The sequence below is a fragment of the Shewanella sp. SR44-4 genome, from assembly GCF_014163715.1.
Taxonomy (GTDB): Bacteria; Pseudomonadota; Gammaproteobacteria; order Enterobacterales; family Shewanellaceae; genus Shewanella.
In genome coordinates this window covers 1-26,017 of record NZ_JACJDU010000024.1, presented here as the reverse complement: position 1 = coordinate 26,017, position 26,017 = coordinate 1, and the positions used below count along the sequence as shown (strand labels likewise).

24 protein-coding genes are annotated in these 26,017 nt (G+C 41.0%); 13 read left to right on the top strand and 11 right to left on the bottom strand.

What is annotated here, in order from left to right; translation table 11 throughout:
- Positions 1–60 precede the first annotated feature (60 nt).
- On the bottom strand, positions 61–1,176 hold the full coding sequence (locus H5125_RS12475; RefSeq protein WP_182744379.1) for an NAD(P)H-hydrate dehydratase: 1,116 nt from the start codon (positions 1,174–1,176) through the stop codon (positions 61–63).
- 179 nt (positions 1,177–1,355) lie between these two features.
- Between H5125_RS12475 and H5125_RS12470 the strand changes: the two genes are divergently transcribed.
- Positions 1,356–2,312, top strand: coding sequence for a Gfo/Idh/MocA family protein (locus tag H5125_RS12470; RefSeq protein ID WP_182744378.1), 957 nt, complete (start codon positions 1,356–1,358; stop codon positions 2,310–2,312).
- 62 nt (positions 2,313–2,374) lie between these two features.
- Here H5125_RS12470 and H5125_RS12465 read toward each other — a convergent pair whose 3' ends face one another.
- Both H5125_RS12465 and H5125_RS12460 read right to left on the bottom strand, forming a co-directional pair.
- The gene (locus H5125_RS12465) at positions 2,375–3,544 is read right to left on the bottom strand and encodes an MFS transporter (RefSeq protein ID WP_182744377.1); all 1,170 of its coding nucleotides are present in this window, start codon (positions 3,542–3,544) and stop codon (positions 2,375–2,377) included.
- A 95-nt stretch (positions 3,545–3,639) separates the two neighbouring features.
- On the bottom strand, positions 3,640–4,290 hold the full coding sequence (locus tag H5125_RS12460) for a peroxiredoxin-like family protein (protein WP_182744376.1): 651 nt from the start codon (positions 4,288–4,290) through the stop codon (positions 3,640–3,642).
- Positions 4,291–4,449: 159 nt separating this feature from the next.
- Here H5125_RS12460 and H5125_RS12455 point away from each other — a divergent pair, with 159 nt between their 5' ends.
- Together H5125_RS12455 and H5125_RS12450 are read left to right on the top strand one after the other, a co-directional pair.
- Entirely contained in the window at positions 4,450–5,358 is a 909-nt protein-coding gene (locus H5125_RS12455) for a LysR family transcriptional regulator (protein ID WP_182744375.1), read from the top strand.
- Positions 5,359–5,532: 174 nt separating this feature from the next.
- Positions 5,533–6,663, top strand: coding sequence for an acyltransferase (locus tag H5125_RS12450; RefSeq protein ID WP_182744374.1), 1,131 nt, complete (start codon positions 5,533–5,535; stop codon positions 6,661–6,663).
- A gap of 161 nt (positions 6,664–6,824) precedes the next feature.
- Here the strand turns inward: H5125_RS12450 and H5125_RS12445 are convergent, their stop codons facing one another.
- The 3 genes from H5125_RS12445 to H5125_RS12435 all read right to left on the bottom strand — a co-directional run bounded on the left by H5125_RS12445 (position 6,825) and on the right by H5125_RS12435 (position 10,147).
- Positions 6,825–8,042, bottom strand: coding sequence for an HD-GYP domain-containing protein (locus H5125_RS12445; RefSeq protein ID WP_101088445.1), 1,218 nt, complete (start codon positions 8,040–8,042; stop codon positions 6,825–6,827).
- Between the two features lie 354 nt (positions 8,043–8,396).
- Complete coding sequence (locus tag H5125_RS12440) at positions 8,397–9,182, bottom strand: class III extradiol ring-cleavage dioxygenase (protein ID WP_182744373.1); 786 nt, start codon at positions 9,180–9,182, stop codon at positions 8,397–8,399.
- A gap of 74 nt (positions 9,183–9,256) precedes the next feature.
- Entirely contained in the window at positions 9,257–10,147 is an 891-nt protein-coding gene (locus H5125_RS12435; protein WP_162022996.1) for a LysR family transcriptional regulator, read from the bottom strand.
- 86 nt (positions 10,148–10,233) lie between these two features.
- Here H5125_RS12435 and H5125_RS12430 point away from each other — a divergent pair, with 86 nt between their 5' ends.
- The 6 genes from H5125_RS12430 (at position 10,234) to H5125_RS12405 (ending at position 15,541) form a co-directional block, all read left to right on the top strand.
- Positions 10,234–10,659: a PACE efflux transporter gene (locus tag H5125_RS12430; RefSeq protein WP_162022997.1), complete on the top strand. Its 426-nt coding sequence runs from the start codon at positions 10,234–10,236 to the stop codon at positions 10,657–10,659.
- 145 nt (positions 10,660–10,804) lie between these two features.
- Positions 10,805–11,239, top strand: coding sequence for a hypothetical protein (locus H5125_RS12425; RefSeq protein ID WP_409085819.1), 435 nt, complete (start codon positions 10,805–10,807; stop codon positions 11,237–11,239).
- Positions 11,240–11,857: 618 nt separating this feature from the next.
- Entirely contained in the window at positions 11,858–12,979 is a 1,122-nt protein-coding gene (locus H5125_RS12420) for a flavin reductase family protein (protein WP_182744372.1), read from the top strand.
- A 4-nt stretch (positions 12,980–12,983) separates the two neighbouring features.
- Positions 12,984–14,039: an acyl-CoA desaturase gene (locus H5125_RS12415; protein WP_182744371.1), complete on the top strand. Its 1,056-nt coding sequence runs from the start codon at positions 12,984–12,986 to the stop codon at positions 14,037–14,039.
- 126 nt (positions 14,040–14,165) lie between these two features.
- A complete protein-coding gene (locus H5125_RS12410; protein WP_101088439.1) occupies positions 14,166–14,624 on the top strand; it encodes a DUF2127 domain-containing protein in 459 nt (152 codons plus the stop codon).
- 446 nt (positions 14,625–15,070) lie between these two features.
- Positions 15,071–15,541 (top strand): Dps family protein, encoded by a 471-nt coding sequence (locus H5125_RS12405; protein WP_101088438.1) that lies wholly within the window; start codon positions 15,071–15,073, stop codon positions 15,539–15,541.
- Positions 15,542–15,725: 184 nt separating this feature from the next.
- Here H5125_RS12405 and H5125_RS12400 read toward each other — a convergent pair whose 3' ends face one another.
- The 4 genes from H5125_RS12400 to H5125_RS12385 form a co-directional block, all read right to left on the bottom strand.
- Positions 15,726–16,313, bottom strand: a complete 588-nt coding sequence (locus H5125_RS12400) for a TetR/AcrR family transcriptional regulator (protein WP_182744370.1) — start codon at positions 16,311–16,313, stop codon at positions 15,726–15,728.
- A 442-nt stretch (positions 16,314–16,755) separates the two neighbouring features.
- Entirely contained in the window at positions 16,756–18,162 is a 1,407-nt protein-coding gene (locus H5125_RS12395; protein ID WP_182744369.1) for a sodium:alanine symporter family protein, read from the bottom strand.
- A gap of 84 nt (positions 18,163–18,246) precedes the next feature.
- On the bottom strand, positions 18,247–19,170 hold the full coding sequence (ctlX, locus tag H5125_RS12390) for a citrulline utilization hydrolase CtlX (protein WP_162023002.1): 924 nt from the start codon (positions 19,168–19,170) through the stop codon (positions 18,247–18,249).
- Positions 19,170–20,246: an ornithine cyclodeaminase gene (locus H5125_RS12385; protein WP_162023003.1), complete on the bottom strand. Its 1,077-nt coding sequence runs from the start codon at positions 20,244–20,246 to the stop codon at positions 19,170–19,172. The genes ctlX and H5125_RS12385 overlap by 1 nt, the downstream gene beginning before the upstream one ends.
- A 189-nt stretch (positions 20,247–20,435) precedes the next feature.
- Here H5125_RS12385 and H5125_RS12380 point away from each other — a divergent pair, with 189 nt between their 5' ends.
- From H5125_RS12380 to H5125_RS12365, 4 genes are all read left to right on the top strand, one after another.
- The gene (locus H5125_RS12380) at positions 20,436–20,888 is read left to right on the top strand and encodes an Lrp/AsnC family transcriptional regulator (RefSeq protein WP_101088433.1); all 453 of its coding nucleotides are present in this window, start codon (positions 20,436–20,438) and stop codon (positions 20,886–20,888) included.
- Positions 20,889–20,981: 93 nt separating this feature from the next.
- On the top strand, positions 20,982–22,322 hold the full coding sequence (locus H5125_RS12375; protein ID WP_182744368.1) for a HAMP domain-containing sensor histidine kinase: 1,341 nt from the start codon (positions 20,982–20,984) through the stop codon (positions 22,320–22,322).
- Between the two features lie 117 nt (positions 22,323–22,439).
- Positions 22,440–22,979, top strand: a complete 540-nt coding sequence (locus tag H5125_RS12370; RefSeq protein WP_182744367.1) for a response regulator transcription factor — start codon at positions 22,440–22,442, stop codon at positions 22,977–22,979.
- A gap of 889 nt (positions 22,980–23,868) precedes the next feature.
- On the top strand, positions 23,869–24,459 hold the full coding sequence (locus H5125_RS12365; protein ID WP_182744366.1) for a hypothetical protein: 591 nt from the start codon (positions 23,869–23,871) through the stop codon (positions 24,457–24,459).
- A gap of 220 nt (positions 24,460–24,679) precedes the next feature.
- Here H5125_RS12365 and H5125_RS12360 read toward each other — a convergent pair whose 3' ends face one another.
- Positions 24,680–25,051 (bottom strand): DUF4440 domain-containing protein, encoded by a 372-nt coding sequence (locus tag H5125_RS12360; RefSeq protein WP_162023006.1) that lies wholly within the window; start codon positions 25,049–25,051, stop codon positions 24,680–24,682.
- Positions 25,052–26,017 lie beyond the last annotated feature (966 nt).

The following is a 26,017-nucleotide window of genomic DNA, read 5'->3' as shown; positions in this document are numbered from 1 at the left end:
ATTTAGCCTTTGGTAAGCCATCTCGGTATTGGTCACCATCACGCGCTGATTTCGCATCGGCTAAACGGCTAATACTTTTAAAATAGCGTTAGGAATATAGTTAAGTAGGTCACTGGCTAACATGCCATATTGGCTTAAGTCCTCTGCAGCAATGTCGCCTGCCAAACCGTGTAAATAGACACCCAAACACGCTGCATTTATTGGGCTAACGCCTTGAGCGCAAAACCCTGAAATCATACCTGTTAACACATCGCCGGTTCCGGCTTTGGCTAGCGCGCTGTTACCTGTTGGGTTGATAAATACTCGCTCGCCATCACTAATCACACTGTGTTTGCCTTTAAGTACCACCACTGTGTTTAATTGCTTAGCGGCAATACTGGCATAGTGCACCCGTTTGGCTTGAATTTCGCTGACATCAACATTGAGTAACCTTGATAACTCCTTTGGGTGTGGTGTGATAATGCTGTTTTTGGGCAAGTTGATAGATGTTTTCGATGGGCCGCTAGGATGAAGTAAGTGACTCATAAAGTTAAGTGCGTCTGCGTCAAAGATGACCGGATTAGGATTAGCTTGTATCTCAGTTAATAGGGCGTAAAAAAATCCATTATTGCCATCAGGAACAGATAAACCCTGTGAATGGCTGTTGCTAAGATGTTTGTTACTGAGTGGAGGGTTAGCGAGAGGACTAATGTTAGTGCTAATGTTAGGGCTAATAATGAGTTGGTCAGTACTGTGGCCAATACTTAATCCACTACCCATGGAAATGACACTGGCTTGGTTGAGTTTATCGCGAAGTTGTAACACAGCCCTTTTATCAATAGCCTGTACGTCAATAGCTTGTAGGTCACTAGACTGAGTATTCGATGGCTGCATCTTTGTTGATAATAAGTCTGTTGCTTGCCCTGCATCATCATGCCTTTGTGTTACATGAGTGAGTAGTGGCAAGGTAACAACATTTGGCGTTAATGCACTCACACTGTCACATACAGATGGGCTACTGGCTAAGGTGACGTAACCCGCACCAACTCGTAATGCGGATAAACTCGACAAATAAGCCGCTCCCCGATAATGCAATGAACCAGCAATATTCAATACATGGCCAAAAGTCATTTTATGGCTGTTATCCGGCCTTGGAGGCAATATACTTTTGATATATTCAAGGGTTAACGTATTCATTGGCACTCGCGAGTTAATTTTGCATATCGATACAATAAAGTAGCACAAACAGGAAAACCGTAATGGCTACTGCGACAAAAAAATGATGATATTTAGCTCTTACTATTAATTCATTAGTCTTGGAGGTATTGTGAATAGATTAATACCCTTTGGCTTAGACATAATATTAAGGAAAATGAATGACTAGAATAAACTGGGGCATAGTGAGTACTGGCAGAATAGCGGCTTTATTTTGTCAAGATTTAGTCTTTTCGGCTAACAGTCATTTATATGCCGTTGCCGCGCGGCAACAAACGGATGCCGATGCTTTTGCAAAGCAATACGGCGCCGAAAAGGCCTATCAAGGCTACCAAGCATTATTTGATGATCCAGACGTTGATATTGTTTATGTCGCCACGCCACATAATTTTCATTTTCAGCAAGCTTATGATGCTTTAATGGCAGGTAAACACGTGTTGTGCGAAAAGCCGATGACAGTGTCGGTTGAAGAATGCAATATTTTGGTTACGTTAGCCAAAGACAAAGGCTTGCTGTTGATGGAAGCATTATGGACTTATTTTTTGCCAGCAATTAAACAAGCAAAAAAATGGTTAGATGAAGGCCGTATTGGTCAGCTTAAACACGTCAAAGTCGATTTTGGCTATCCGATCCCATTTACGCCTGATGGGCGTGAATATAATCCGCAATTAGCGGGTGGATGTTTATTGGATATGGGTATTTATCCATTGGCGATTACAGATTATTTTATTAAAGCTGACATCGATAATCTGTATGTTCAAGCACATGTATGTGAAACCGGTGTTGAAGATGATGTGATTATTATTGGTAAAAGTGGTGATATCGCTGTGAGTTTAGCTTCGTCGTTTCAGTGCCGATTAAGTAATAACGCTTATCTTATTGGCGATAAAGGTTACATTGTTATTCCTGATGCATTCAGAGCGTCTGAATGCAGTTTGTATCATCTAGATGAGTTGGTCGATAGCTTTATTGATAGCAGAGCATCATTGGGCTATCACTTTGAGGCGGATGAAGCATGTCGACTCATCGAACAAGGCGATCTTGAAAGTAGGGTAGTAACACATCAACATAGCTTATTGTTTCAGTCGCAACTAGCGAGAATAAAGGCACTGATTTAAGATTGATTCAGCCGCTATGCTGGCAATATAGTCAATATAGCGGACGCCAATCATTGAGCGGATTAACTCTTTTTTTCGGTAGCGGGTTTGCTGAAACTTTTATTGTCGCTTAACTGCATGGCGACCAATATTACAGCCATAATACTGGCTAATAGCATGGCGGCAGAAAAGCTCACCGTGGTGCCACCGGGAATAAATTCAACAAACGAAGTGATAAACTGACCGCCAAATACGGCCATCGTAAAATAGGATAAATTTTTGCCTCTAACGTTGGCTGCACTTTTTTCTACCGTCATATGGTTAAGTAACGGAATACTGAAACCAAAACCAATACCCGCAAAGACAGCTCCAATGAGTAATATCGGCATACCGTTTGCGTTTGCAAAACCAACATGCGCGAGGGCATATGCTACAAATGCGACAGCTAACAAATACGTTGCGCTCATGTGTTTGGCAACTTTTGGCATAAAGTACGCAGCAACCACTGCAACCAATGAGATAAACGCTAATAAATTACCCACTTGAGCTTCGTTATAGCCTTGTTGAACCATGCTCTTTGGGAGCACGACAATAGCGGTAAAAAAGATCACCATTGCCATAGTGGCAAAAAGATAAACCTGATGAAGTGATAGCCCTTGTTGAGTCTGGTTGTTATCACATTCAGCCTCAACCGTGAGTGATGGATGTTTACGCGGCACAAATAACAACAGCATCAGTAAAAATAACCAAGCTATTAAGTATAAACTCAGCGGATAAGCCCAATTAATACTGGCTAATGTACCGCCTAAAAACAGAAACAATACCCCACCTAATTCGATAGCCATACCTTGTTTAGCTATCATGCTGAGCCGCTCATTACCGGTGTACCATTGCGAAATAAGTACGGTACTGCTCGCCATAACTACCGCAGTAATACCGCCCAATAAAATACGATTAGACAATACAAACCAAGGGCCATTCAGCCAATACACCGCAAAGCCCAAGGCCCCATAGAGTATTAAACCGACGATGAGCGCCCGATAAGCACCAAACTTATCAATTGATTTACCCGCTATTGGGGCAAATAATACTGCACCTAATGCCGGAAAAGTCACCAGCCATACCGCATATTCATTGATGCCCAATGCATTCGATATGCTTAGTAATCCCGGAGCAACAAGGGCGCCAACCATAATGGTGAGGCTGGCAATACACAGCAGCGAAAAGCTGCCAAGTTTAGATAAACGAGTCATTGTTTTACCTGTGATTTGCTGAAGAACTAAGATTAAGAAAAGAGGGCGAAAGAGTGATTGTTCAACCACTCAGTCATTGATATCAGCATTGAACGTTAAGCCAGCAGCTTTAATGCTTGTATGATGTCTTCTGGCTCTGAACGAGTTCGGTAATCTACGTCGACATAACGCCAGGTGACAACGCCGTCTTGACCGATAACGAATGTCGCGGGGATCGGTAACACACTGCCATTGCCATTATTGATGGCTTCAAGGTCGAGCTTGCGATCAACGCGCATATGTTCAGCGAGAAATTCAGGCACTTGCCATGCAACCCCATATTGTGATGCAACTTTTGCATCTTGATCTGACAATACCAAGAACTCTAGATCGTGCATTTCATCTTTTGTCATAGAGCCATCCGGCACTTGCGGACTGATGGCAACCAATTGAGCTCCAAGGGTATGAATATCGGCTAACCGTGCTTGTAAAGCACGAAGCTGCAAGTTGCAGTACGGGCACCAACTGCCACGATAAAATGTCACTACAACAGGGCCTTGCTGCAGTAAATCTACCAGGGATATTAATTTCCCATCAGAATGAGGTAACGAAAAGTTGGGCGCTTTTTGGCCAAGATTAATTGCACTATCACCTTGTTGAAATGCTTTTGCTTGTTCAATAATATCGTCAACGACTTTCATGAAATCAGGGTTCTTTTGTCGTCCCTCATTCATTTTAGCGTCGGTTTGCTGTTGTAAACTTTTCATATATTCCCTCGATAGCAACTAATTTAGCTAGCCTTTGGCAGACGACTCTGTGATTGGGACTTTGTAAATATAACTAGGCTAAAGAGTAAAGTGTTAGCGTCTATAATAAAAATGTTATTATTTTATTGAATCTATAGCAAAAGCGTATTTGAGGTGATTGTGGATATAAAAACATTGAAAAGCTTTATTAGCGTAGCGTCACACCACAGCTTTTCTGGCGCGGCGCGTGATCTCAATACGGTACAGCCGGCGATTAGCCGTCATATTGCCATGTTGGAAGAAGAGCTAGGAGTTATGCTGTTTATCCGCAATTCGCGCCAGGTAAAAATCACTAACGCGGGAGAGCAACTGCTGCACGATGCGAAACAGATTATTGCATTGGCAGACAACGCAAAAAGTCAGGTAAAACGAGCACAGCAGGGGCAGATAGGCGAGCTTAATATCGCTCATTTAAGTTCAGCATGTTTGACTTTTATGGCAGATTTAGTTCGCCGCTATTCGCAGCAATATCCTGATGTGCATGTCACGTTATTTGAAATGACCGCGACAGAACAAATTGAAGCATTTAAAGATAACCGCATAGATGTTGGGTTTTCGCGGCCATTACCCAGCGGGATTATTGATGAATTTAACAGTAGTGATATTTACATCGACAAGTTGGTGGCCGTTGTGGGACAACACCATCCCCTGGCTGAATATAGCCAAATAGAATTGGGTCAATTACAACAGCAAAAGTTGATCATCTTTAACCGTGACGAAGCAGTAGGTTTGTTTGACGATACTATTATGCTGTGTAAACAAGCAGGATTTTCGGCCAATATTATTAGCCAACCTAAACATATGCAGACCTTGTTAACTGAGGTGGCTGCTGGTCTAGGTGTTGCTATTGCGCCTTATTGTATTCGTAAATTATACAGTCAAGGTTGTCATTTTTTACCTTTCACTGATGCACATAAAGCTATACCCACTCAGCTACATGTAAAGCGTGCTAATGATCGTGCTACTGTAGATGCTTTTGTCGCGTTGGCATTACACAACAAAGCTAAAATTGCCAAAAGTATGGCTTAATTAATAGAGCTTGAATGATAGAGTTTAAGAAGTGCAGCTTAAGTAATGAAGTTTAATTGGTGAAGTTTAATTGATGAAGTTTAATTGATGAAGTTTAAGTGAGATGGAACATTGCACTTAACCCAGCTAGATACTCAACATTTTATACTAACAGGCCAGAGGAAGGCATTGACTATGGATGAGGTTTTACCACAAAACAGGCGTTATTCAGAACTTGATTGGTTGCGGGTGGTACTGATTTTTGCAGTTTTTTTACACCATGTATTGATGCCATTTAATGGTGACGACTGGCATGTGATGAATAATGAATCGAGCAAAGTGCTTGACGATATCATGGTGTATTTTGAACAACTCAGACTGCAAACATTGTTTTTTATCGCGGGTGCAGCCAGTTTTTTGTTACTGCAAAAAATGCCCGTTCGCCAATTTCTCTCGAGTAAGTTTCATCGGCTTTTTATCCCTTTGCTGGTGGGAATGATATTGATTGTGCCGCCACAACATTATTATGAGAACATTACTGAATATAGCTCTTTAGCATCGGCGTATGGTGAGTTGATGTTGTCGTTTGATAGTAATCATTTATGGTTTATTGAATTTTTAGTTATCTTTATGCTGCTTGCGGTGCCACTTAGGTATTTGTTAACACGCCAGACCGGTATTAAGTTACAACATTGGCTTGAACGAATAAGCCGTCATCGTTTTGGGTTGCTCAGTTTAGTTTTAGTGTTAATCGTATTACGTGGTGCGCTCAAATATGTTTCGCCATCAGACAGTCACCATATCGAAAACCTGTCATTGAGTGTGTTTTATTTGTTTTTCTTCATTGCAGGCATGTGCTTTGTCAAAAGCGAGCTTATTTGGCGCGCGTTAGCTGAACATCGATACACTTATTTAGCCAGTTTGTTCGTGAGTTCAATCCTGTTTTATGGCTACTATTACTCACCTGATTTAAGCCCGTATTTGTCACTTACCACACGATGGCAATTATGGTGGTTAGTTTGTACGCTAGTGTCTTGGTCTGGGTTATTAACCATGGCAGGTTTTGCGATTGCTCATATTAAAAATACGCCAACATGGCTGCATCAAACCAACGAATTGATCTACCCGTTTTATATTTTGCATCAAACTGTGATTGTGATGTTGGCGTTTTATATTGTGCAGTGGCAAGCTTCAATCGCAATTAAATCGGTAAGTTTATTATTGAGTGCTTTTATAGTGTGTGCATTGCTATGTTATTGGTTGATACGGCCATTTAACGTTACGCGGTATTTATTTGGACTTAAAATTATGTCTAAATCCAAATAACAGCTATTGATTAAGTTTTTGATATTAAGGAATTTAACCGTAATAGCTCACATTTAATCAAATTGAAACACCCAGATGTGAAAAGTCCGCCAAAGGCGCAACACGCTTAATATTCGCCTTAGCTTAGTACATAAAACAATCAATTAAAAAGCGGGAGTGGATTAGCCTTCGTGCGCTAAATACTCAATAATTTGTTCCATGTTCAGATTAAAATCATCAGCACGTACACATTTAACAATTAAGTCATCAGTGACAGTCGCTAAATCAATTTTGTTTCCTACTTCAAAGCGGTCTGGTTTTAAATGATAGAAAGGTCTGACTAATGGTCGGATAGGGTCTTTTGGGTTATGACCTTCAACAATAGCGAGTCTATTTGACTCAAGTTGAACCACTGAACCGATAGGGTAAACTCCCATACAACGAATAAACTGGTCGACTAAGTCTTTATCCAATTCATTTTTTTCAGCTAACGCGCGCAAAATACTGAACGATTTAACTTGGGCATAACCCTGCTTGTAACAGCGGTGCGAAGTCAGCGCATCAAAAATATCGCATATGCTGATCATTCGCCCATAAAGGGTAATTTTTTCTGCTGGTACGCCAAATGGATAACCCAATCCATTGAGTTTTTCATGATGTAAGCTTGCCACTTCTAAACTTAGTTGGCTGATGCCTGGGGTATTCTTCATAATTTCAATCGAGTAACTGGCATGAGTTTTCATAATATGAAACTCTTCATCGGTCAGTTTGTCTGGTTTGTTTAAAATCCGATCGGGGATCATGATTTTCCCAACATCATGTAAAAATGCGCCAATAGCCAGTTGATTAACTATGTCTTTGTCGATTTTTTTATAGACGGCAAACATGGTCATCAAAACAGAGACAGACACAGAGTGTTCTAATAAATATTCATCTTTATTACGAATATTTATCACACATGATAGGGCATTGGGATTATTAAAAATTAAATCGGTGGATTCTGAGGTGATCTTTTGTACCGGATCCATGTCTAACGGAAGACCGTGCTGCGCATTATGAAACAGCTTTTTCTGAATGTCTTTTGATTCATTGAACACTTGGCGCGCTCTAACTATTTCTTGATTAAAGAAATTTGCTTTCACATCGGTGCGTACAGGCGTCACTTTTCGGGGCGCTTGAGGCTTAGGCCAACTGATATTTTGCTCAATTGTTGCGACATCAACTTCAGCTTTACTGGTATCAATGAGTAGTTTGGTAACCGATTTACGTTTTAATGCTTCAATAACCTTTTCGCTTTTAAGCACACCAGGTTTAGTGAGCGAAAAAGTATCTTTGGGTTCGGTTATTTCGACTACATACATTCCAACACAAACGTCAGTAATGTCATGTTCAATCAGCATAAATCGGTTCCTTGGGGCTATTTTCAACGTATGAGCGATGCGAGTCAAAGTACAGTTATAGTACTGCTATAGTACGACATTTTTAATAATATAGCGTATATAGTGCTGCAATATAAGCGTGATAACTTAATGAAGATCAATATTTTACCAAAAAAAATACTTAGCGAGTGCTTATAAATGTAACGACAATGAAATATAAACATAAACTCAGTTTATGATGAATTACCAACGACGTCCATTGTGTTTGAATTATCGGCATGTAACTGCGCGTTTTTTATTCAAAATTTATGACTAATTCTACTAATACATGAGCTTAAATATTTTACTCTATCCCTATTACTTAACACATCGTGTTTAATTAAATGAATAAGCATCGAGTGCTAACAATTCATACTCAACGTCTTGATGTATTTTTTTGGCAACACTTGCTTCGCTCGCCCCTAAAACAGCAATAAGCGGTAAAAAATGTTCCTGAGTCGGATGATTAAACTTAGCAAACGGTGCGAGCTGTAAGTAGTTTAACAACGATTGGGTATCATTATTTGCTAGCTTTTCTTCAACCCATTTGGTGAATTGATTCATCATATCAACGCCATTTGGTGTTTTAGGCTGACGAAATATTTCACCTAAATTATGGCTTATTCCACCCGAACCTAAGATGAGAATATTATCGTGTTTTAACGACGCAAGTAATTGTCCATATTGATAATTTTTTTCAGCGCCAACACGGGTGTTAATGGATATTTGTACGATAGGAATGTTTGCTTGTGGATACATTAATCTCAATGGGATCCATACACCATGATCCCAGCCATGTGTTGGGTCTAAATTCACCTTGATGCCAGCGTTAGTAAACGTGTTGGCAATTTGCTGAGCCAGTACAGGCTCTCCTGGCGCAGGGTAGTGAATTTGATACAGTTCATCAGGAAAACGATAGAAATCATGAACGGTTTCAGGTTGCGCCCCGGCGGTGATCACCACATCGTCAGCGACATCGAGGTGGGCAGAAAACACTACAATAGCTTTAGGTGTAGGCCGTTGCTGGCCTAATTGTTGTAAAAATCGAGATGTTTTGCTGTTTTCAACAGCCATCATAGGAGAGCCGTGTGAAATAAACAGAGGTTTTTGATGCTGTTGCATATTAGGTTTCTCGTTTAATGTCATTAACTACGAGGTTATTGTGGATTCAAATAACAATTTTGATAAGTGTTTCATCAACATGCTGAATACGACAATAATTGGCGTAATGAATGCCTGAGTTGTTTAAATACCGGTTCGTGACTGTAACGATGGTGCTGTATAACATCAACATTCGCTTGCCAGCCAATCTCTTTAAATTCAGACGGTAACAAAACTAGTTGACCGCTATTAACATAGTTATTGGCAATATGATTGGGCAGTAAACACCAACCATGGCCCTGCAATGCCAGTTCTAGCAAAATATAGTAATTGTCGGCGTACCAAGCATCTGGGCTAATGGCTGACTGAAAGCTACTGGATTTAGTATTTCGCGAACGGATCAACAGTTGGCGGTGCAATTTTAAATTGGCTAAATTATCACACACCTGTTGTGCTAAAGGGTGAGAACTTGCCACATACATATCAAACTTAATTGACCCGATTGATTCAAAATCAATGTGATTCGGAATCGTTAACTCACTGAAAATAATCCCGGTCACAGCCCGATCTGTGTCAATCATATCGATAATATCAATACTTGATGCAGTTAAAAACTCAAGCGTGATAGTTGGAAATTGAGTTTCGAGTTCATTAATAATATTGGACAGTTTTTGCAGCGGGATGCCTTCATCTAAACCAATCGTTAGCTCTGATACTGCTTGTTGGTCTAGGCTTTGGGCGCAATCACGCAGGCGTTGATGCTGGCTCAGTAATACTTGAGCATGGGGCAGTAGTTTTTTCCCTGCTGGTGTCAATTGTGGGTAACGTCCGCTGCGATCAAATAGCTCGCTATTGCAGTCTATTTCAAGGTTTATCACATGCTGACTGACAACCGACTGGGCTTTATTAAGGCTTCTAGCCGCCGATGAAAAAGACCCTGTGTTAACTGTCAGCACAAACGCTTCAAGCTGTTCAATACTATACATATCGTTTTTACCGATACTTACTAACTTTAATGTATCTTTATATTGGATGAAAATAGCGAAAACGTCACCATTAAATAGAGATAAACATGCAAAGAAGAGAAAGAGTGTTTCACGCCGTGTCTTTTGAGCTCGTTGCCATGGCCATTATTGTCCCTGCAAGTGCATTATTAATTGAAAAAAATCCATTAGATATGTTACTTGTCAGCATAGGGTTGACGCTATTTGCAATGCTTTGGAATTATGTTTACAACCTGCAGTTTGATAAGTTAATCGGCCCAAATAGAGTTGAGCGTAAAATTGGCATTAGAATTGTGCATGCGTTGGGGTTTGAAGGCGGTATGTTATTGGTGACGATTCCGTTAGTGTCATGGTATTTGGCATTAAGTCTGATTGACACCTTAATATTAGAAGCTGGGGTTTTAGGCTTTATTTTAGTGTATACCGCAGTCTTTAATTGGCTTTACGACGTGTATCAACCGTACCAAAAATGGTTTGCTCATTTGGTACATTAATATGGTTTATTAGTGTGGCTTTTCGTCTAGGTTCATTATTAGTTAACCATTGATGTAACAGAGGATTTAACCACGACGCAACGTTTGTTTTCTATTAGTGTCATGGTTGCTGTGGCATCATGATAGTTGAATAATGATAAGCTGGATGCAAAACGTGAAAAATTACCGCCTAAATTATGCTGCCATCGTTATCGCCAGTGCATTGATGTTAATTAATCCTGTCGTAGCGGACACACTCGCACCGTTTACTAGTGATGGTTGCAGCGCATTTCCAGATGGCACGTTTGAACAAAGCGAATTATGGTTAGCGTGTTGCCAAAAACATGATTATGACTATTGGAAGGGCGGCACGTTTGATGAACGCCTCGCATCAGATAAAGCATTACGTGCCTGTGTTACCAATGTGGGCCAACCGCAAATTGCTTTATTAATGTTAGCCGGTGTAAGAGTGGGTGGCTCGCCATATTTACCCACCCAATTTCGCTGGGGTTATGGTTGGTCATACCCAAGAGATTACGGTTCGTTAACTGAAGACGAGCAGAAACAAGTAGAACGACTCTTTGGTCAAGAGCAAAAGTAATCATTAATCATATGACAACAAAATCACCACAACACATCGGCACTCTTTTAGGCGTGTTATATGGCATATCGTTAACAATATTGGCGATATACCAGCGCTAAATAACTTTGGTGGGCTGATTACCATATCATTTATGTTTGTGGTTCCGTTGGTTATTGGTCTTATTCGCGTTCACTTTTAAGCTCAACAAAGAGTAAAATTTTTTAGCCGAACCCTTCGGACAGCGTTTGTTGGTCATTTCTACTATGTTATCTGCTTTTATTTAAGTCATAACCAACAATTCGCTGCAAAAACAACCTTGAAAGATCATCTGGTCCTGGCGATTAAACCGATGTCACCAGTGTCATTTCGATGCCAAAAACCGTTAAGCTTAATTAAAACCTCACGCCGTTAAGCTATCCCATGAGTGTTTAATCGTTATATTTGCTATTTCGATAACATCTCAATATCCACTATTTATCGTCATAATCTCTATTATTAGAAATGGGTTGTCATTTAAAGCCTCATTCAATCGCCTTTTTAATAATGTGTTAAATAGCGTCAACAGCCACTTGCGCCTCGATGTTATTTCAGCATACAATCGTGCGCTGAAATTGAGCTAACACGTGTACGCTATAAATGAATTTATTGACCCGACTTAACAAAGTCACTGCTAAAACCTTATTTCATACTGAATCATTAGGCAGTTATTTCGAACCGCTTATCCAACGTGTTAAGCCTGCGTGGCGAGCCCACTGGTTTCGTGCCCAGGTTTTGTCAGTTAAACCGCTTCGCGATGATGTATTACAGCTTGAGTTAGCCCCGCAAAAATCTTGGCCGCAAGCCAAAGCTGGCCAACATGTGTTATTAACGGTTGAGCTAAATGGACGGTTAATGACGCGGCCTTTCTCTATTTCGTCGTCGCCCGAACAACATCATGCTCAATACCCCAAAACACGGGTTATTCGCTTAACCATTAAACATAACGCGGATGGCGCTTTTACCTCAGGGTTAAGTCGGCATATCACTGCTGGTTGTTATGTTAACTTAAGCGCGCCGCAAGGTGATTTTGTGCTAGGTGAGAGTGTTGTTGACCTGCCTGAAACCCCATTATGGTTTGTTGCTGCAGGCAGTGGTATTACTCCGTTTATGGCTATGTTGCATCAATTGGCATTGTCTATAGAACGATCAGTATTGCAATCATCAAGCCCGATTCAGCTCATCTATTTTGCTAAAGCCGGCGAGCACTTATATGTTGATGAACTTACTGCTTTAGCGCAACAGATCCCTCAGCTCTCTGTGAAAATGTTGGTGCGTAAAAATGGCGACAGTTTAGCTGCTGCATTACAGGAGTGCCCAGCAGCGAGCCAAGTGTTGATCTGCGGTCCCGGCAAGTTTAAGCAAGATGTTGACTGCCAATTAGATGCCATTAATCACCCGCCACAACACCGTCAAGCCGAGTACTTTCAAGCACCGGTATTGCCCCAAACAGATAACGGCCACCAGCATATTCAGTTAACGCAGCGAGGCAAACAAACCCAACTTATATTAGCAACGAACGATACTTTGCTAAATGGTTTAGAACTACAGGGAATAACTGCCAATTTTGGCTGCCGTATTGGTGTGTGTCACCAATGCCAGTGTGTGAAAAAAACGGGCGTGGTTAGAAATTTACGCACCGGTGAGCTATCGCAACAAGGTGAACAATTGATCCAATTATGCATTTCTCAGGCAGTGACGCCACTTGAGTTGGAATTATAAATCGATGAATAAAAATATTAATTTTGAGTTGTTAGCTAACGAGTTAGATGACTTAAAGCGCCAAACTTTAAGCGAGGTTGGTGCCACTGATGCTGCTTATATTCGTAAAGTGATTGTGTGGCAACGCGCTTTAGAGTGGGGCGGTCGTGTGTTATTGATGCTCGGGTTTATCCATCCACTATGCTGGGTTGTGGGGGTGTTGAGCTTAGCGAGCGCCAAAATTCTCGACAATATGGAAATTGGTCATAATGTGCTGCATGGGCAATATGATTGGATGAACGATCCTCATATTAACTCGCGTCAGTTTGATTGGGACATCGCCTGTGATGGTAAAAGTTGGCAACGGATCCATAATTACGAACACCACACTTACACCAATGTAATAGGTAAGGACCGTGATTTTGGTTATGGTTTGCTGCGTTTGTCGAATGATTTTTCGTGGCGGGTTAAAAACCTATGGCAATTTATTACTTACGTTAATTTAAGTATGCTATTTCAATGGGGTGTGTCTTACCATGAACTCGCTGCAGAACGTGTTTTTATGGGTAAAAAGAAACAAGACCGATCATCAAAAGTTGATGCTAGTGAGCTCAAACGTCGCTTTTTTAGTAAAGGTGGTAAGCAACTAATCAAAGATTACCTGCTATTTCCTCTGCTGGCAGGTCCACTATTTTTGTGGGTGATATGTGGTAACTTAATGGCTAATCTAATTCGCAATCTATGGACGTCTACCATTATCTTTTGTGGCCATTTTACCACCGATGTACATACCTTTAGCCAAGCAGAGTGTGAAAATGAATCTCAAGGTCAATGGTATTATCGTCAGGCGTTAGGGTCGTCAAACATTCTCGGTGGCAAATTGTTTCATATATTTACAGGTCACTTGAGTTTTCAAATAGAACATCATTTGTTCCCAGACTTACCATCGTCACGCTACCAGCAAGTGGCGCCACAAGTGGTGGCAATATTTGCCCGCCATGGGATTGCTTATCATACAGGGCCTTTTTTACGTCAATATAGCCAAGTGGTTAAACGTATTTTACGTTATTCTCTACCATAAACTGGATGAAATCCGCTGACTAAGCACTTCAACCGAAGTGCTTTTTTTTATCGATAAAATATTCATAGGCGTGGTTATTAACAGCCGTTAAGATAGGTCAATCTGTTTAAACTGGAAACGCGAGAGATGATACCTTCAGATAAAGGGGTACGAGCTATAGCGATGCTAGAAGCAAGTAAAGGAGTATTGGCTTTATTGGTTGCAATAGGCTTACATGTGTATGCTGGTACAAATTTGTCGGTGTTGGCAACACAATGGGTGACGCATTTACACCTAAACCCTGCAAGTCATTACCCGAGTATTTTTATTGCAGCGATAGGATCGGTATCGCAATCAAGTCTGACGTTATTAGCATTAGGAGCAGCGGCATATACTTTGGTGCGCTTTATTGAAGCCTATGGTTTATGGCATAACATGCGTTGGACTCAATGGTTTGCACTTTTTAGTGGCGCAATCTATTTACCTTTTGAGCTTTACGAAATGATGAGCCACTTTAGCCTGCTCAGTGTGATTGTGTTGCTAATTAATCTTGTGGTGGTCATATATATGTATTTTGTATTGTTTCCGCGTAGAGCAGCCATATGAGCTCCGCTTCAATGTTTCGTTACGCAGATTAATCTAAAATTATTAACAGAGTTTAATGGCCAGCGGTTGATCCATTAAGTGGTAATGTTAGTATAAATACTCACTAGCATTAACGATGAGTTAGCGAAAACACGATTGATTGACTCGAAATGATTTATTTTACGCGAGTTTATGACGTTAATTTATGTAGACATTCAATTAAGTCATTTGCTTTACTAAATGCACTTTATTTGAATTGAGACCCGTTTTATTAGTGGTGTAATATTTGTTTTAACGGCGAGTGTTTTTATTGGTTTAATAAAACGACGATAAATACTCGCTGAGATACAATGTAAGCAACATGTTAATAGTAGAGGTGTTTATTATTAATCTTGCTGGCTTGTAATCACCATTTATACAAATGCTGTAATGTTATGACTAATTAATTCTACTTTACGAGGAATAAAATGACTGACATCGATATTGGTATAAAAAAAGATGACCGACTAAAAGTTGCCGAAGGCTTAAAAAGTTTATTGGCTGACTCTTACACGCTTTATTTGCAAACCCATAATTTCCATTGGAATGTTACCGGGGTACATTTTCGCGAATTACACTTAATGTTTGAAGAACATTACACTGAACTTGCGACAGCGGTCGATGATATTGCCGAACGTATTCGTACCTTGGATGTGGCCGCACCGGGAACGTATAAAGAGTTTGCGCGCCTGAGTTCTATTAAAGAAGTAGAAGGTGTGCCGAGTTCTACTGATATGGTTGACTTACTTACCCTAGGCCATGAGCAAGTCGTTAAAACATCGCGACAAGTGCTTAAGTTAGCACAAGCTGCTGATGATGAGTCAACGGTAGCCTTAGTGTCTGACCGTATGCGGATACACGAGAAAACGGCGTGGATGTTAAGAGCGACACGTAAGTAATCTGTACGATACTGAACCGTGTTGATACAATTTGCGATGGTTAGTGCTGTTATTATTTGAATTTGAATTTGAGATGCGACGATCTACTCATGAAGTCGATAGTTAGCATGATATTCTGGCATTAACTAAAATGTGAGTTAAAACGTGAATTAAAAAAGCGCCTCAATAAGGCGCTTTTTTGTGTTTAAGCAGTAGCAAGTTGTTTAAAAAACTCTTCTTGCTGTTGTCTCACTGTGTCAACGTCATTGGTTGCTTTTAAATAAGATCGCAAACCAATAATGTTGATTTGAATTTTCTTCGCCGTGAGTTGACTGTCTAAATGGGCAGGTAAGTCGCCTTCAAGTTTGGCTTGGTCAATAATACTGGCAAATCGTTGTTCAAATTTGTTGAGCTGCTCACGGGCAACGTTTAATGTATCTAGATGAGATTCATCTAATTCAGATAACGTCCTTACTAACATGCACAATTCACTGGGTGAACCTTCACAGCATGGTTTAATCAGCCCACGTAGATAATGTGTTAATCCAACCCATGCACGATCATGTTGTTGTAACATATTATTTAAATTACGTTCGCCCGTTTGAGCATAACGAATAAGTGTCGCTTGATATAAATCAGCTTTACTACCAAATGCGGCATAAATACTGCCTGGTCGCATGTCCATAGTTGTTTGAATTTCTCGCGTTGATGTGGCCAAAAAACCTTTCTGCCAAAACAGATTTTTTGCTCTTTCAAGTACGTCATCGCGATCAAATTTAGAGATATTAGCCATTACATCCTCTTTGGTTAGTTGGCTATTTTACGTTAACCCTATGAGATAAGGCCAGTATCTTTTGGCAATTTTTTAACCATAATGGCCATTGTTGCTGATTATGCTTAATTATGGATTTGATATGAACGATTCCTAATTGAGCAAATAATGTCGTTTAAACAACAAAACTGCATTCACGAGAGGTTATTTGAATTACAAAATTGACGGATAAATGCAGTGGATAAGCATGAGTGGTGTTGTGATATTGGTGTTGTGACATTAGCGTTGTACTAGTAATGATGTAATGGTGGCATTTTGATATTGGCGTTATATTAGTACGGCTATAATGAGCCGTTATTAACGATAAAGCGGAATTGAACTAATGTATTCAATTCCGCTTTCAAAACTAAGCGCTCAATTTACACTGAAGTTAAATCCATTATAAAAATGCGCTGATTAAAGGCTAAGACCAAACCCCTTTTTCGGTTTTACCTTGTATTTCTACATCGGCCAGTTTGAACTCAGGCTTGTTAGTGGTTTTAAGTTTAACTTGATAATCACGGGTTAAATTTACGATGGTCGGGGTTAACAGCATAATGGCACTGATGTTCACTACCGTCATTAAACCTAACGCCATGTCGGCCATGTTCCACACTTCTTTTAATGAGGCGTTGGCTCCCCAATACACCATGCCTAAATACAATAGTGTGTAAATGGTGCGGCCATAGATGTTATCGAGTTTAAACAGATGCAAGTTACTTTCGGCGTAGGCGTAGTTTGCTACTACAGACGTAAAAGAGAATAGGGTAATAATGATGGCAACAAACATATCGCCGCTTATGCCCATATGGTAGGTCATGGCGTTTTGAGTGATACGAATACCTTCCATGTCACTGCCAATACTGCCTTGAGCCAGAAGAATCACAATGGCGGTACAACTACACAACACCATAGTGTCAATAAACACCCCAAGCATTTGCACGTAACCTTGCGCAACAGGGTGATTGGGAACCGGTGTGGCACCCGCTGCTGCATGGGGCACACTGCCTGCGCCAGCTTCGTTAGAATATAACCCGCGTTGAATACCATTTTTAATCGCAGCACCGAGCGCACCAGCTGCTGCTTCATTTAACCCAAAAGCAGAGTTAATAATATCCATCAATACCCCAGGGACTTGTTGGATATTAATAATGGTGACGGTTACCGCTGCCAAAATAAATGCTAAGCCCATAAAAGGCACCACGAACTCGGCAAAACGAGCAATGCTGCGAAGGCCTCCCATAACAATAATGCCAGCAATTAAAGTAATGACCGCTCCAGAATAAACGGGTGAAATTTCGAAGGTGTGGTTGAGTGCGTCGGTGATGGTGTTGGCTTGCATGGCACTGAAACTAATGCCGTAACCCAGGAATAAACATAATGCGAATAGTACCGCTAACCAAGGTTTATTCAGTCCTGCGCGGATATAATAGGCGGGTCCTCCGCGGTATTCTTTATGATCGTCTCGCACTTTATATAGCTGACCTAAAATGCTTTCGGCAAATCCGGTCGCCATACCCAGTAGCGCGATAACCCACATCCAAAATACCGCACCGCTACCACCGAGTGATATTGCCATGGCGACACCGGCTAAATTACCAGTACCGACACGGGCAGAAAGACCAGTACACAAGGCTTGATACGAGCTAATGCCCGATTTGTCACCTTGAGTACTGCCTTTCATTACTTTAAACATATAACCAAAATGGCGAAGTTGAATAAATCTTAACTTCAATGAAAACCACACACCGGCAAATACCAATATATAAATGAGCACTTGGTATTCGCCCCACAACACATTGTTGGTGAGCGATATAATGTCATTAATCATTTAGCAACTTCCTTTTATTGAGTCTTCTCTTTATTATTAGAGTTTATTGTTAAGAGTCTTTTTAAAGTTTGTTGATGCCGAAGCTTATCTTTTCGATAAATGGATCCCTGCCAACATACAACGAACAGAACCGCCAGCCATCTCTATAGCCGATACATCTAATGGTAGCAGAGTCACGCTTTGAGTTAATAACGCAATTTGCTCATGTGTTAACGCATCAAAAGCACGTTGTGATAATGCTAAAAAACGGCCTTGTTTTGATTGTAACTCAAGTGCATTGCCACAAAAATGACGAATTTGATCTTCGGTTAAGTTAATAATCACTCTGCCACTGTCTTCAAATCGTTGAATAATTTGCTGACGACGTTGAGTGTCTTTAATCATATCGAACCCAGCCATGACATAATCACTGCCAATACACATCAATACATTGGTGTGATAAACCGGTACTCCAGCTTCATCTTGCGCATCAAACACCATTGGCTCGTAATTAAATTGAGTACAAAAACGCTCAAGCACTAATGAATCGGTACGCTTGGATCGAACCGCATAAGCCACTCGTTCAACATGGTCGAGAACCATGGCACCAGTACCTTCTAGATATATGTTGTCGTATTCTAAGCCCGAATAATCAATAACATCCTGTACTCGATATTGCTGTTTGAGCATATCGATGATGTCAGTCCGGCGTTCTTTACGACGATTTTTAGCATACATAGGATAGATAGCAACATGACCACCTAGATGGGTTGAAAACCAATTGTTAGGAAATACCGAGTCTGGTGTTTCTGTGGTGGTATCTTCAAAAACGTGCACCGTGATGCCTGCTGTTTGTAATAGTTGCTGAGCTTGGGTCACTTGATCATAAGCTTGTTGCGATAGCTGCAGAGCATCTTCGGCCAATTCATGGCTTTGATAGCTGTTATCTGGCAACGTTTCAGGGTTAGGACTGAAATGATGTGGACGGATCATCACCACCGCAGATGGCGCTTGAGGGTTAATGGCCATTATGCACCTACAGCCAAGCGACTAGCTTGAGATGCTGGGGTTAATAAACCAAATAAATCCCGTGGATTTTCTTGGTTGGTGAGTAACTCGAGTTGCTGATGACTTTGTTGCTGCATAATTAAATCATGTACATATCGTAATGCAGAAAAATCTTCAATTGCAAAGCCGACACCATCAAAAATAGTCAGTTGTGAATCGTGGGTGCGACCTTGTTGCTCACCGCGAATAACGTGATACATCTCTGTAACGGCAAACGTTTCATCTAGTTGCTGGATATCACCTTCAATACGGGTTTGTGGTTCATATTCCACAAACACATCGGCACGTAATAGTAAGTCTGCTTCAAGTTCTGTTTTACCAGGGCAATCGCCGCCAATGGCATTGATGTGTACTCCATCACGCACCATTTTGCTGGTTAAAATAGTCGCATTACGTTTATCGGCAGTGCAAGTAGTGATCATATCAGCGCCTTCGATAACACTTTCAGCTGAATCACATAACGTAAGTGTGATGCCCTGGTCTGCCAGGTTATGCTGGCATTTAGCCATTGCGCTTGGATCAATATCGTAAATTCTGACATTGGTAATCCCTAACACCACTTTACAGGCCAAAATTTGGAACTCAGATTGAGCTCCACAACCTATCATCGCTAAGGTAGTGGCGCCGCGTGGGGCCAAGTATTTAGCCATCATGGCGGAGGTTGCAGCGGTACGAAGTGCGGTGAGTATGGTCATTTCAGACAACATAACAGGATAACCGCTGGCCACATCAGACAACACACCAAAAGCGGTGACAGTTTGCAAACCGATATGGGTATTTTTAGGGTGGCCATTGACGTATTTAAAGCTAAATTGTTGTTGATCACTGGTTGGCATTAGCTCTATCACGCCGTCAGTTGAGTGGCTGGCAAAACGTGGTGATTTATCAAATAACTCCCAACGACGATAATCTTGTTCAATATAGTCTGTTAACCCTAATAGAAACGCCTCAGTGCCAACATGTTTGAGTAAGGCTAACATGGCTGTGACACTGACAAAGGCAACATTTGAAGACTTTTTATTGATGGCTATATTCATTATATTAATCACTTTAGTTGACACGTTTGGTCATGTTGACCAAACGCTAAATAAGACTGTGATTAAGCTTATCGAGTGTCTTTGCTAAACAAAATGCTATTATGTTGTAATAATTTAACTATTATTTGTCATAATGCTAGGCTGTATATTACAAAATGACAATTATTCTCCAAATAAGGTCTTAACACCATGCAACCACCACATCAATCTGCCCACCCTTATTTGTATGATACGCTCGACAAACAGCTTATTTCTATCCTGCGTAAAGATGCCAGAGCATCAATTTCTAAGCTGGCGCAAGTATTACAAGTTTCACGCGGGACGGTGCAAAACCGTTTAGACAGATTGGTTAGTAGTGGCGCTATTTTAGGGTTTACCATTCGCGCACACGAACAAATTGAATCTAATGTGGTGCGGGCCATTATGATGATTGAAGTAGTAGGGCGCTCAACAACCCAAGTGATCAATAAACTCAGGGGCATACCGCAACTCGAAAAATTGCATACTACTAACGGCGCTTGGGATTTAGTCGCCGATATTAGGGCCACCAGTTTAGAAGAATTTGATAAAGTGTTGAGGGAAGTTCGCACCATTGAAGGGGTACTCAATAGTGAAACCAGCATTTTATTGAGTACAGTGTAATCATCACCATCGAGCTGACGTCTAATATCTGGCCACGCTAATCGGACAATGCTTAGTGGCCTATGATGCTTTACCGAACGAGGAAACGGTTACATGTCGAACGTTAGTCTGCCTTTTAATGCAAGTCAGCAACAATTAGCCTTACTGCGATTAGTCAATTGGGGCCTTAAAATCGGCCTTATTCTGTTTGCTACCGACTTATTTGGCTTAACAACACCTCCAGTAACCTTGTCTTACGTGCTAATTTTTGAAGCCTGTTATGTTGGCTTTAGCTATCGATTTCATCGACTCAGCATGAACAACAATGGTTTGTTGTTTTTAACCTTATTGTTAGACACCTTGTTCTGGGCTACCTGGTTATATTTTACCGGTGGAGCAACCAATGCCTTTGTTTCATTGCTGTTATTACCGATTGCGATTTCAGCTATTACCTTACCCCTATGGGCACCTTGGTGCTTAACCATAGTATCGACGATATTTTATACTTTGATGATTGTTGATATCACCGAACAAAATAGCGGCTCGGTAATGGATCATGATATGAGCCAAATACCAATTGACCACGTTATGCAAGCAAACCAGGCAATGGCCGCAAATCAAGCTATGCCCGCAAGTCACAGTATGGACATGGGCTCGCACTATTTAGGCATGTGGTTTAATTTTGTTATTTCGGCATTAGTGTTAACCGTCACGGTGGGCTTTATTGCCAAACGAATAAGACAAAAAAATGCCGAGCTGCGCTATTTACGAGAAGGCCAGTTACGCCAAGAAAAGATATTGGCCTTAGGCACCGCATCAGCGCAAATGGCCCATCAATTGGCAACGCCGTTAGCCACATTGCGTTTACTCACCGATGAGTTAGTCGATACCCATCATGATGCTGAACAACTGGAATTGATCAGCGAAATGCAGCAAGCACTGAATCGTTGCGAAGTCACCTTAGTTGACTTACGGTTAGCAACAGAATCGATACGGGAGCAAAAACTAGCACAACAGCGGGTCGATAAGTTAGTGGCAATCTTAACCGAGCAGATAAGTTTATTGATGCCAGAAGCACAACTGAATATCGCCATAGCACCACAAGTTGAGTCACGTATAGTCATGACCGACATGAGCTTGTTGCCTGCATTAATGGCGTTAATTCAAAATGGCATTCAGGCCAGTGAAGATAATCAACACCAGACTTGCGTAGATATCAATATTGGCTTGTCACAACCTAATCAGCTGAGTATGACTATTCGTGATTACGGTGTCGGCATTGCGACTCATGTATTGCAAACTTTAGGCAGTAACATGGTGAAAAGTCCCAAAGGGATGGGCATTGCGGTATTATTAAGTCACACCAGCTTCGAGCGTTTAGGCGGTAAGTTATACCTTAAACCTCACCCAGAATGTGGCACAGAAGCCATCGTGACGTTGCCGTTAAGCGTATAAAAAACGAGTTGACGCTATTTTAAACGAATAGACGCGAGTCGAAGTAAACAGACGTTGAAATAAACTGATGTTGAAATAATAGACGTTGAAATAAATACAAGCTGAATTGAGAACATCATGAACAAGCTATTGATTATAGAAGACGATTTAGCCCTAGCGACCATTTTAGCTCGCCGCCTTGGCAAACATGGCTTTGAGTGTAAAACCTGCCATCACGCCAGCGACAGTTTATTAATGGCAAGGCAATTTGTGCCAACGCATATCGTGTTAGACATGAAACTGGCTGAACATAATGGTTTGTCGTTAATTAAACCGTTAAGACAATTATTACCCAACGTCCACATGGTATTGCTCACAGGCTTTGCCAGTATCGCGACTGCGGTAGAAGCCATCCGTCTCGGCGCAGACAATTACCTCGCCAAACCCGTCGACACCCAAACCTTATTAAATGCATTATTAGTCACACCAGACACTACAATGACTTATGGTGATATTGAAGAACTACCACTTAACCCCAAACGGGTCGAATGGGAACACATTCAACAAGTCCTCGCCACCAACAATGGTAACGTATCAGAAACTGCCCGCCAACTGGGCATGCACCGCAGAACCTTGCAGCGCAAATTGCTGAAAAAACCAACGGCAGATAATCGGTAGAATAGGGACGTTGGGTGTTTTTATATATGGCTTTATGGCCTGCGGCCACTAACGTCGTGGCGCTTCACTCACACCAGACTAACATCGCAAGGTTCCACCCTGCACGGGCCCACCCTGCACGGGCCAAAAGGGGATCAACAGCAATCCCCTCTTGGATCACCCCTGCCGTTCCGGCAACATTTTCGCTTTTTAACCAAACAACAGCAGCGAAAAATTGCGACGGAAATTATCGAGCTTCTGACAGCGAATGTAACCATCTTCGGCCCATCTTGTAATAAAGAGTGAAAATGCTAACACTTCCGATGGTACATCCTGTACCGCGAAAGCTAGCGGGCCATCCATGGCCAGCTCACGCTATTTTCTTCAACGGCCTCAAGTTCAAAGCTGAATTTAGATATTTTAAAGCAGTGACTAGCTCGTTTTTGGACAGAAATTAGCTTAAGGGACAAGTTTTGAACTGTTTTTATAAAAGTTTACCCTGACCCCACTAAATTCAAGAATGGGCCCAGCCACACCGCAACATTTTCCAATGAATGAAATGACAATAGATGCGAAAAGGTCGCCATGGTGTCAGATTTAACTTTGACCGGCATTTGTAGATGGCTTCGGCTTTATTCGAAAATGCTAACGCTTCCGATGGGGCGTCCCTTCCCCTCGAAAGCGAGCTGGCCGTCCATGGCCAGCTCACGCTATTTTCTTCAACGGCCTCAAGTTCAGAGTTGAATAATGCATTTATGAATTAAAACAATAACTGTGGTGTGATATACATTGCTGTTGAACGTGACACAACATAAATAAATGAGTATAACTATTAGAGGTTTAGTTGTGATTATCAAACTAATAAAATGGATTTCAGTACTATTAATTTTTAGTAAGGTATTAACGGATTATGAAACGTAGATTTGTTTTTATATTTTTAATGATGATTTGTGCTGTTTCTGGATGCAGCAGTATTCCACTAACAACAATGTATAAAATGATGAGTGTCAATCCGCTAGAACTTGAACCAAGTGAGATAGTTGTCGCGGTTCAAGCCCCTAATGGAATCGTGGTTAGTAATAACGATATAGTGATTAAGTTTGAATTTACAACGAATGACCCAAACTATAATTTTGAGGACGAGTATTTTGTAAAATTGAATACTCAATACGTATTACCTAATGAGTTAACACAAGAAATAAATCGGGACAGTAAGTTTTATATTTTGCAATTGAGTCAAGATGATACGTTAAAAATGCTTCGAGGGCAGGAGCTTGTAAAGAAATACAGAATGAACAATAGCGATGGCGGAGGAAGCTTTAATCTTAGTGTCGAGTCTGTATGTAAAAATAGTCAGTTTTCTGTTAAAAATAATGAATTAAACGTGTTTATAAAACTTAATGAGAATGATGAGTTTTTTACCTTTATGGAAGACGTTAACGTGTTAGAGATCGGTGAAGACAAATCGGGTTATATTAAACCTATTAGGTCTTGCACATAGCCATGACCGTTGTGGCGCTTAGTCCATACCAGACCAAGAAGAAACTGTATTGGCTAACGAAAGTTGGACATTACTTTAGAAGTTATCTAGCTTATTTATGGACAATTCCGAGTTAGATTATTCATTCTAATTCGTGACTTTCGGGTTAAATTTTCTATGGGTAACGCCGCAATAAGCCGCTCGACGGTAGGGAGTGTAATTAATGTACTTGTTAGGGTAACTACTCAAATGCTTTATATAAGGTGCCCTGATGGAAGATCATTTGCCACCTCCCATTTATCAGTGACCATATTGAACATCGTAATGAGTAAATAGCGGTTGTCTCACCACCTTTTACCATTACAGCTTTATAAAGTAACTGGGCACAATTTGGCGCTAAATGTCTCAATTCATATTCAGTTGCACTGATCTTAGGAGGCAATTCTGCTGGCAGACGCTCCAGAGCTTCTTTTTTTCCAAATCGAATTCCAGAACCACCAATTTCAGTGAACTCATCCGCAATTAGTTCATCCAATTCGCCGTATGAAGCTCTGGTCTCAGCCTTAAATAAATGCTCTTCTAATTCGATGAGCTTCGCCTTTAAATTTTCCACCAAATCTCCAAGTAACCCTAACGGCGTTTAGAGAGAATTCCGATAAACATCCTGAGATGCTTTTCAATATCTCATTCGCATGAACATTTTAATTATTAATAATTTTAGTAACTTATCAGCTTGTTTTTCACTAATCAATCATCTATTAGTCTAGGAAAAAGCGAGAATTTAGATAATCCATAATAATACAAACTCGTTATGTAGCGTTGATATTTTAACAAAAACCATCTAATTCAATTAGATATAATTATCCAGTACCCCTTCGTAAAAGTTTTATGATGTTAAGCGTGGATAGATTACCCTCAAAATGGTGCTTTCATAAACTATCAATAACGATGTTCGAGCAAAGTTTAAATTGGATTTTTCTAACAAGGAATGGGGCGTGCGACGTGAGGTCGTATGAAGCGCTGTTCACCGCTTTTGAGTGAACCATCTGTATCACCAGATGAACCTAGGAGCCTGAATAAAGTAGCGGCTCTGACAATGTAATGAAGATTGGTTATAGACCAATCGGGATCTGAATCGTGAGAGAACGATCCTCCTGATAACCACAAATTGGGTGAGTGCTAGGTAGTCAGTATGATGAACATATGTAAATCCGCGTAAGGTGCGTTATACGATGAAACAGCGGAAGTGGTTTATACGCTGTGGCCAAAAGGCAATGAGAGTTGGAAAGAGATTGCCCCATGCTCTTTCGTGGTCAATATAACTCTTCGCACTATAGCGGGCATCTACCCTGACATTGCGCGACATACGGAACACGGTAAGCCTGTATTGCTCCCTTTGGGAAAGCCGATATGGCCGATAGCGGTGCAGGTATAGGAGGTTGGAAAAAGCAAAGGCTGCATTGTAACGATGCAGATACAGACTTGTGTCTGGTCACGAAAGTGAGCCCACTTCCGACTGGTCTCCCGTTGCAAGATAATTTGAAGAACTTTATTCAAGGAGAAACGCAAATGATGATTT